Raw genomic sequence first — 8,530 nt, forward strand, 5'->3', positions numbered from 1 at the left:
ACCTATGTCAAGGGGCCGCATCTACGACTTTCAGCGTAGAGCCGCGAAATACAAGGCCTGTGCTGAGAACAATACAACTGAAAAATGTTCACAATTCAGTTCAACTTTGTATTCAACATGACAGGATGCGTGAGCGGCATCATCCAGCGTGGTTGCCCAGACTTCAGACCGCCGCGACGAGACCGGTCCACAATCCAGCCACGAGCTTCAATCTGCTGCCCTTTCAGACGCTGCAGCCCTGCGCCGTCGAACTGTCCTACGAGATCTGGCGCAATGCGCAGCACTAACGCATCCCCGAATTCAATCCAGATGCCGCCACCGTTGCGCTCTACGCTACTGACACGCCCAGACACCACTGCAAAACCGCCACTGTTTATTTGGTCGGGCGATTGCACTGGCGAATTGCGCCACAGCCCAAGCCCCGCCCGCCGCGCAGTCTTTTCCGCCGCTTGCTGGCAATCGACCAGCGCCACGTTCGGCGAGACAGCCACCACATAGCCCAGCCCTTCGGCCAGCAACTGAGCTTCGAGGTTGGCGCCGTTGCGGCCATAGACATTGGCAAGCGTGCGACCGTAGCGATCGGTGGCCTGCTCACCGATTCGCAGAGTGACCTGACCGTCGCTGTCGTCGATCAGGGTTTGCAGGCGACGCTTGGCAGCCTCGGCAAATGGCTGGGCGGACTGACCTTTTTTGCCGGTTTCTGGCGCATTCAGACCAACCATGCGTACGCTGCGCCCGTCGTTCAGACGCAAAGTGTCGCCATCGACCACGCGCTGCACCTGCGCCGTCGGCAAGTTCGAGGGCGCCGGGCACAAGGCATTGGCGGCGGAGAGCCAAATCGCAGACATAAAAAAGGCGCCCACGAGGGACGCCTTTTTGAGCAGTCTGGAAAAGCTCGGGGAGCGATCCAGAATGACCACTCTTACTTCGCTTTGGTTGCGCCGAACGCACCGAAACGCGACTTGAACTTGTCGACGCGACCGCCAACGTCCAGAGTCTTTTGCTTACCGGTGTAGAACGGGTGGCACTCGTTGCAAACGTCCAGGCTCAGAGGCTTGGCCAGGTTGGAACGGGTGTGGATGACGTTGCCGCAGCTGCAGGTCGCAACGACGTCTTCGTAAACTGGATGGATATCAGCTTTCATCGGTATTTCCTCAGGCTAGCGTGCCGCCACCCAACACTATTGTTGAATACCGCACGGAATTAGGCCGCGCATATTAACAGACAAGGCAAATCACGCAAGGGCACGTTCATGCCGGTCGTCTGCTAAGATCGCGGCCTTGGTCATACTCCGTAACAGGAAATCCCCCGCGTGCCCGACGCCATTCTGCGCCTCGCTCTGCCCTCGCCTCTGCGTCGCCTGTTCGACTACCGCGCCCCCGCCGGGGTTGCGTCCAGTGCGCTGCAGCCCGGTATGCGTCTGCGGGTGCCGTTCGGCCGTCGGGAAATGATCGGGATCCTGGTGGAGATCACCGATCACAGCGAAGTCCCAGCCGACAAACTTAAACCGGCCATCGCGTTGCTGGACAGCGAAGCCCCGCTGCCTCCAACCCTGTTCAAGCTGTGCCTGTGGACTGCGCAGTATTATCAGCACAGCCTTGGCGACACCTTGAGCTGGGCATTGCCGGTGTTGCTGCGCCAAGGCGAGCCGGCCGAAGCGCGTCAGGAGCGCTTCTGGCAGATTGCGAACGGCGCGAGCGTCGATGATCCGCGCATCGCCCGCGCGCCGAAACAGAAAGAAGCGCTGAGAACACTGGCGCAGCATCCTCATGGCGTCGCTCATCAGCTGCTAAGCAAACTGATGCTGAACCGGGACAGCCTGAACCTGCTGCTGGCCAAAGAGCTGGTCACGGTAGAAGTGCGCGGCCATGCACCCGTGGCGCGACATGAGCACTGGCTCGCTCAGCCTGAGTTGCCGCTCAATTCCGAACAGCGCGCGGCCTTTGAAGCGATACGCTCCGGTTTCGGCAGTTTTCATGCGTCATTGCTCGCGGGTGTCACCGGCAGCGGCAAGACCGAAGTCTATCTGCAGTTGATCCGCGAGACCCTTGAAGCAGGCAAGCAGGCACTGGTGCTGATCCCGGAAATCAATCTCGGCCCGCAGACGCTTGCCCGGTTCGAACAACGCTTCAATGCACGCATCGCCTTGCTGCACTCGGCAGTCAACGACCGTGATCGCCTAGATGCCTGGCTGGCGGCGCGTGATGGCGAGGCGGACATCATCATCGGCACGCGCTCGGCGCTGTTTACGCCGATGAAGAATCCCGGCCTGATCATCATCGACGAAGAACACGACGGCTCCTATAAACAGCAGGAAGGCCTGCGTTACCACGCGAGGGATCTGGCCCTGGTTCGCGCGCGCCAGGAGGACATCCCGATCGTGCTGGGTTCGGCCACGCCTTCACTGGAAAGCCTGCACAACGCCTATACCGGCCGGTACGCTCTCCTACGTCTAAATCAGCGGGCCGGTGGCGCCCAGCAACCCCGATTCCTGCGCCTGGACGTAAAAAGCCGTCCGCTGGACAGCGGAATTTCCGGCCCGATGCAGCAAGCCATCGGACAGACGCTGGCAGCCGGGCAACAGGTGCTGGTGTTTCTCAATCGCCGCGGATTCGCGCCAACTCTGCTTTGTCATGACTGCGGCTGGCTATCGGAATGCAATCGCTGCGATGCGCGCATGACGGTCCATCAACGCTCCGGCGAGCTGCGTTGCCATCATTGCGGGCATGTCGAACGTGTACCGCGTAACTGCCCGGCGTGCGGCAAGGTTGATTTGCGGCCTGTCGGCGCGGGAACGGAGCGCGCCGAAGAACGCCTGGCGATTCTGTTCCCGGACTATCCAGTGCTGCGTGTCGACCGCGACAGCACTTCGCGCAAGGATGCGATGAATCAGCTGTTCGCCACGATTCAGAAAGGCCATCCGTGCATTCTGGTAGGCACGCAGATGCTCGCCAAAGGGCATCACTTCCCGCGGGTGACGCTGGTGTCGATCCTCGATGCGGACGGCGGTTTGTTTTCCGGAGATTTCCGCGCCAGCGAGCGCATGGCCCAGTTGATCGTACAGGTCGCTGGCCGGGCCGGACGTGCGGAAGAGCCGGGCAAGGTGATCATCCAGACGCATCTCGCCGATCATCCGCTACTGATCCAGCTGACCGAACAGGGTTACTTCGCCTTTGCCGAACAGGCCTTGAGCGAGCGCCGCGCCGCGGGTCTGCCACCGTTTTCGCATCTGGCGCTGCTGCGTGCCGAGGCGCATAAACCAGGGCAGGCCGAGGGATTTCTCGATGAAGCCTGTAGGGAAGCCGAGCACCTGTTGAAGGAAACGGCACTGGGCGGGATTGAACTGTTGGGTCCGGTTCCGGCTCCGATGGAGCGCCGAGCGGGACGATACCGCGCTCAACTCCTGGTCCAGGCCAATGCTCGCGCGCCACTGCACAAGCTGCTGGCGACCTGGATGCTCGCACTGGAGAACATGCCCAGCGGAAGACAGGTAAGGTGGTCGCTGGATGTGGATCCGGTGGATCTTTATTAGGCTCACCGGTGATTCTGTGGGATTGCGTCCGCCCGAACATCTGCGGCGCTGCCGAACCCCTGTGGGAGCGAATTCATTCGCGAAAAATCTTTCGTCCGATATAGATGTGTCGTCTGGACTGGCCGTTCGCGAATGAACTCGCTCCCACAGTTGGTAATCCTGTAATGGATGACAAATCACAACCGCGCATCCAACGCGGTTGGCAAGGTGGCTCCGGCAACGGATAATGCCCAGTTTTTCCACCCGCGCATCGAAGCGCTGCCGCGCTTGCGGTCGAAGAGAGCATCATGAAAGACACCATTCGCCAGCTGATCCAACAAGCTCTGAGCCAACTCGTCACCGAAGGCGTCTTGCCGGAAGGGCTGACGCCGGCGATTCAGGTGGAAAACGCCAAGGACAAGAAAAACGGCGACTTCGCCAGCAATATCGCCATGATGCTGGCCAAGCCCGCAGGCATGAAACCGCGTGATCTGGCGGAAAAAATCGTCGCCGCCTTGCCCGCCGACGAGCAGATCAGCAAGGTTGACATCGCCGGTCCAGGCTTCCTCAACTTCTTCCAGAACACCCAGGCCCTGGCGTCGCGCCTTGACGCCGCCCTGGCCGACGCCACGCTGTCGGTGCGCAAGAACGGCCCCGCCCAACGCGTGGTGGTCGACCTGTCCGCGCCGAACCTGGCTAAAGAGATGCACGTCGGCCACCTGCGTTCAACCATCATCGGCGACGGCGTTGCCAGTGTTCTGGAGTTCCTCGGCGATACCGTGATTCGTCAGAACCACGTCGGCGACTGGGGCACGCAATTCGGCATGCTGCTGGCCTATCTGCAGGAAACCCCGGCGACCAGCGACGAACTCTCGGACCTGGAAAACTTCTACCGCGCCGCCAAAGGACGCTTCGACGAGTCCGAAGAGTTCGCCGAGCGCGCTCGCGGTCTGGTGGTGAAGCTGCAGGCGGGCGACCCTGAATGCCTGAAGTTGTGGACCCGCTTCAAAGAGATTTCCCTTTCGCACTGTCAGCAAGTGTACGAACGCCTGAACGTGAAACTGACGCCGAAAGACGTCATGGGCGAAAGCGCCTACAACGATGACCTCGCCAATGTCATCGCAGATCTGAAAAAAGCCGGTCTGCTGGTCGAGAGCAATGGGGCCCAGTGCGTATTCCTCGATGAGTTCAAGACTGCAGAAGGCACACCTCTGCCGGTCATCGTGCAGAAAGCCGGTGGCGGCTATCTCTATGCCACCACCGACTTGGCGGCCGTGCGTTATCGCAGCAATGTATTGAAGGCCGACCGCGCGCTGTATTTCGTCGATCAACGTCAGGCCCTGCACTTCCAGCAGGTATTCGAAGTGGCCCGTCGCGCCGGTTTCGTCACCAACGACATGCAGATGGAACACATGGGCTTCGGCACCATGAACGGCGCCGATGGCCGCCCGTTCAAGACCCGCGATGGCGGCACCGTCAAGCTGGTCGATCTGCTGGACGAAGCCGAAGAACGTGCTTACGTGCTGGTCAAAGAGAAGAACCCGGAAGTCGCCGAAGACGAGCTTCGTAGCATCGCCAAGGCCGTAGGGATCAGCGCGGTGAAATACGCTGACCTGTCCAAGCACCGCGCCAGCGATTACAGCTTCAACTTCGATCAGATGCTCAGTTTCGAAGGTAACACCGCGCCTTACCTGCTTTATGCCTACACCCGCGTGGCCGGCGTGTTCCGCAAGCTCGGCGAGGCGTTCGATGAAAACAAGGGTCAGATCATTCTCGATGCACCACAGGAGCAGGATCTGGCAGCGCGCCTGGCGCAGTTCGGCGAGACGCTGAATAACGTCGCCGAAAAGGGGACGCCACACGTGCTCTGCGCCTATCTGTACGATCTGGCCGGGCTGTTTTCCAGCTTCTACGAAAACTGCCCGATCCTGAGCGCGGAAAACCCCGAGCAACAGCAGAGCCGTCTGCGCCTCGCGCACCTGACCGGTCGCACCCTCAAGCAAGGCCTGCAACTGCTGGGTCTGGAAACTCTGGAGCGTATGTAAGTTGGCAGTCAAAAAGAAACCTGCTCCCAAGCGCGGCGCCAGCCGGTACGAGGCCCCCGCAAAGAAGCCGATTCCAGGGTGGGTGTGGCTGGCGATCGGCCTGTCCGTGGGCGCTTTCATTGTGTTCCTGATGAAGCTGGAACCCGGCAGTGGTGACGATATCAAGCGGGTGAAGGCTGATGCCAAGGCGGCAAAAATCGCCGAAGCGAACAAGACGCCGCCCAGCCCCACCGCTCCGGTGAAGCCGAAGTATGACTTCTACACACTGCTGCCAGAGTCTGAAGTCATCGTGCCGAACGAAGCCGTGCCGGAAAAGACACCGCCTTCCGTAGCAGCGCCAACGACGCCCGTCAGTCCCGAGCAGGCGGCGAAGATCGACACGGCCCGCGCCCAGGCAGCCCTCAGCGGCCTGACCCCGCCGCCTGCGCCGCCGGTTGCCAAACCCGCACCGGTGACAACGTTCTTCCTGCAGGCGGGTTCGTTCCGCAAGCAGACCGATGCTGACAAGGTTCGCGCGCAAATCATTCTGCTGGGGCAGGCGGCGACGGTTGAGTCCGGCACCGTGAAGGATGAAACCTGGTACCGCGTGCTGGTCGGCCCGTTCAGCAACCGCGAACAGCTGACAACGGCGCAGAAACAACTGGCCGGTGGGGGTTTCAGTAACCTTTTGTTGCAACAGCGTCAGGCTCGCTAGGGGCTTGATAGCTGCCGTAGCTACGTCTTGTGGGAGCGAATTAATTCGCGAAAGATGGTCCAGGCGATAGCGATGTATCGACTGTACTGCCCGGTCGCGAATGAATTCGCTCCCACAGGGTTAAACCGCACAACGCCCCCCAGCCCGGCCATTCATCCCCCACGGTTGAAATACCCGCCCCCACCCCCATATGAGTTTTCATCAGGGCATTTTCGCCCATAGCGTGGAGACTCTCCCCTTGACCACCATCGTTTCAGTACGCCGCCAAGGCAAAGTCGTCATGGCGGGTGACGGCCAGGTTTCTCTGGGCAATACCGTCATGAAAGGTAATGCCAAGAAGGTCCGCCGCCTTTATCACGGCCAGGTGATCGCCGGTTTCGCAGGCGCCACCGCCGATGCCTTCACTTTGTTCGAACGCTTCGAAGCCCAGCTCGAAAGGCATCAAGGGCATCTGGTTCGCGCGGCTGTCGAGCTTGCCAAAGACTGGCGTACCGATCGCTCCTTGAGCCGTCTTGAGGCCATGCTGGCCGTAGCCAACAAGGACGCCTCTTTGATCATCACCGGTAACGGCGATGTCGTTGAGCCCGAAGACGGCCTGATTGCCATGGGTTCCGGTGGTGCGTTCGCCCAGGCCGCTGCTCGCGCCCTGCTGCTGAAAACCGAATTGTCGGCACGGGAAATCGCCGAGACCGCACTGCACATCGCTGGCGACATCTGCGTATTCACCAACCACAACATCACCATTGAGGAGCAGGACCTCGCCGAATGAGTCTTGCCACAGGCCGCAAGTCATCGCGGCCGGTACTCACTCACGCCCGAGGACCGTTGAAAACCATGTCCATGACTCCCCGTGAAATCGTCCACGAACTCAATCGCCACATCATCGGCCAGGACGATGCCAAACGCGCCGTCGCCATTGCGCTGCGTAACCGCTGGCGCCGAATGCAGCTGCCTGAAGAGCTGCGCGTTGAAGTCACACCGAAAAACATTCTGATGATCGGCCCGACCGGTGTCGGTAAAACCGAGATCGCGCGTCGTCTGGCCAAACTCGCCAACGCGCCGTTCATCAAGGTCGAGGCCACCAAGTTCACCGAAGTCGGTTACGTGGGTCGCGATGTCGAGTCGATCATTCGTGACCTGGCCGACGCGGCGATGAAGCTGCTGCGCGAACAGGAAATGACCAAGGTGCGCCATCGCGCCGAAGACGCCGCCGAAGACCGAATCCTCGATGCCCTGTTGCCACCAGCGCGCGTTGGCTTCAACGAAGATGCCTCCGGCTCCGATTCCAATACCCGTCAGCTGTTCCGCAAGCGTCTGCGTGAAGGCCAGCTGGACGACAAGGAAATCGAGATCGAAGTGGCGGAGATGGCCGGCGTCGATATCTCCGCGCCGCCGGGCATGGAGGAGATGACCAATCAGCTGCAGAGCCTGTTCGCCAATATGGGCAAGGGCAAGAAGAAGAGCCGCAAGCTCAAGGTCAAGGATGCGCTGAAGATGGTCCGCGACGAAGAAGCGAGCCGCCTGGTCAATGATGAAGAGCTCAAGGGCAAGGCGTTGGAAGCGGTCGAGCAGCACGGCATCGTTTTCATCGACGAGATCGACAAGGTCGCCAAACGCGGCAACGTCGGCGGCGCGGACGTCTCTCGCGAGGGCGTCCAGCGCGACCTGCTGCCGCTGATCGAAGGCTGCACCGTCAACACCAAGCTGGGCATGGTCAAGACCGACCATATCCTGTTCATCGCCTCCGGCGCGTTCCATTTGAGCAAGCCGAGCGATCTGGTGCCTGAGCTGCAAGGTCGTTTGCCGATTCGCGTCGAACTCAAGGCCCTGAGCCCGGAAGATTTCGAGCGCATTCTCAGCGAACCCCATGCGTCGCTGACCGAGCAGTATCGCGAGCTGCTGAAAACCGAAGGCCTGAACATCGAGTTCTTGCCCGAAGGCATCAAGCGTCTGGCCGAGATCGCCTGGCAGGTCAACGAAAAGACCGAGAACATCGGTGCCCGTCGCTTGCATACATTGCTGGAACGCCTGCTGGAAGAGGTATCGTTCAGCGCAGGTGACCTGGCTGGTGCGCAGGATGGCGGCACGATCCAGATCGACGCGGCGTACGTCAACAGCCACTTGGGTGAGTTGGCCGAAGACGAAGATTTGTCGCGGTACATTCTTTAAACGCTGGCGTGCGCATGGCATCGACGATGCACCTGCGCACGCCACTCTCTGTAGGAGCCGGCTTGCTGGCGAACGCGGATTATCAGTCGCTATAAATGTTGACCGTTACGC

The 8,530-nt window shown here is 60.5% G+C and carries 7 protein-coding genes; 5 read left to right on the forward strand and 2 right to left on the reverse strand.

Annotation, left to right across the window (positions count from 1 at the left end; translation table 11 throughout):
* Nucleotides 1–95: 95 nt before the first annotated feature.
* Together ACRER8_RS21850 and rpmE are read right to left on the reverse strand one after the other, a co-directional pair.
* Nucleotides 96–848 (reverse strand): thermonuclease family protein, encoded by a 753-nt coding sequence (locus ACRER8_RS21850; protein WP_431748268.1) that lies wholly within the window; start codon nt 846–848, stop codon nt 96–98.
* Between the two features lie 74 nt (nt 849–922).
* On the reverse strand, nt 923–1,144 hold the full coding sequence (gene rpmE, locus ACRER8_RS21855) for a 50S ribosomal protein L31 (protein WP_062379238.1): 222 nt from the start codon (nt 1,142–1,144) through the stop codon (nt 923–925).
* A gap of 168 nt (nt 1,145–1,312) precedes the next feature.
* Between rpmE and ACRER8_RS21860 the strand changes: the two genes are divergently transcribed.
* The 5 genes from ACRER8_RS21860 (at nt 1,313) to hslU (ending at nt 8,419) form a co-directional block, all read left to right on the forward strand.
* Entirely contained in the window at nt 1,313–3,532 is a 2,220-nt protein-coding gene (locus ACRER8_RS21860; protein ID WP_431748269.1) for a primosomal protein N', read from the forward strand.
* Nucleotides 3,533–3,819: 287 nt separating this feature from the next.
* Nucleotides 3,820–5,556: an arginine--tRNA ligase gene (gene argS / locus ACRER8_RS21865; RefSeq protein WP_431748270.1), complete on the forward strand. Its 1,737-nt coding sequence runs from the start codon at nt 3,820–3,822 to the stop codon at nt 5,554–5,556.
* Between the two features lies 1 nt (nt 5,557).
* The gene (locus ACRER8_RS21870; RefSeq protein WP_431748271.1) at nt 5,558–6,250 is read left to right on the forward strand and encodes an SPOR domain-containing protein; all 693 of its coding nucleotides are present in this window, start codon (nt 5,558–5,560) and stop codon (nt 6,248–6,250) included.
* Between the two features lie 238 nt (nt 6,251–6,488).
* Nucleotides 6,489–7,019, forward strand: a complete 531-nt coding sequence (gene hslV, locus ACRER8_RS21875) for an ATP-dependent protease subunit HslV (protein WP_431748272.1) — start codon at nt 6,489–6,491, stop codon at nt 7,017–7,019.
* Nucleotides 7,020–7,084: 65 nt separating this feature from the next.
* Nucleotides 7,085–8,419: an ATP-dependent protease ATPase subunit HslU gene (hslU, locus tag ACRER8_RS21880; protein WP_431748276.1), complete on the forward strand. Its 1,335-nt coding sequence runs from the start codon at nt 7,085–7,087 to the stop codon at nt 8,417–8,419.
* The last annotated feature ends 111 nt before the right edge of the window (nt 8,420–8,530 follow it).

The organism is Pseudomonas sp., from assembly GCF_050739935.1.
In the GTDB taxonomy this organism is placed as follows: Bacteria; Pseudomonadota; Gammaproteobacteria; order Pseudomonadales; family Pseudomonadaceae; genus Aquipseudomonas.

Excerpts from the sequence above, each read along its gene's own strand:
- ACRER8_RS21850 (WP_431748268.1), bottom strand. The coding sequence starts at position 848 with ATGTCTGCGATTTGGCTCTCCGCCGCCAATGCCTTGTGCCCGGCGCCC.
- rpmE (WP_062379238.1), bottom strand. The coding sequence starts at position 1,144 with ATGAAAGCTGATATCCATCCAGTTTACGAAGACGTCGTTGCGACCTGC.
- hslU (WP_431748276.1), top strand. The coding sequence starts at position 7,085 with ATGTCCATGACTCCCCGTGAAATCGTCCACGAACTCAATCGCCACATC.
- argS (WP_431748270.1), top strand. The coding sequence starts at position 3,820 with ATGAAAGACACCATTCGCCAGCTGATCCAACAAGCTCTGAGCCAACTC.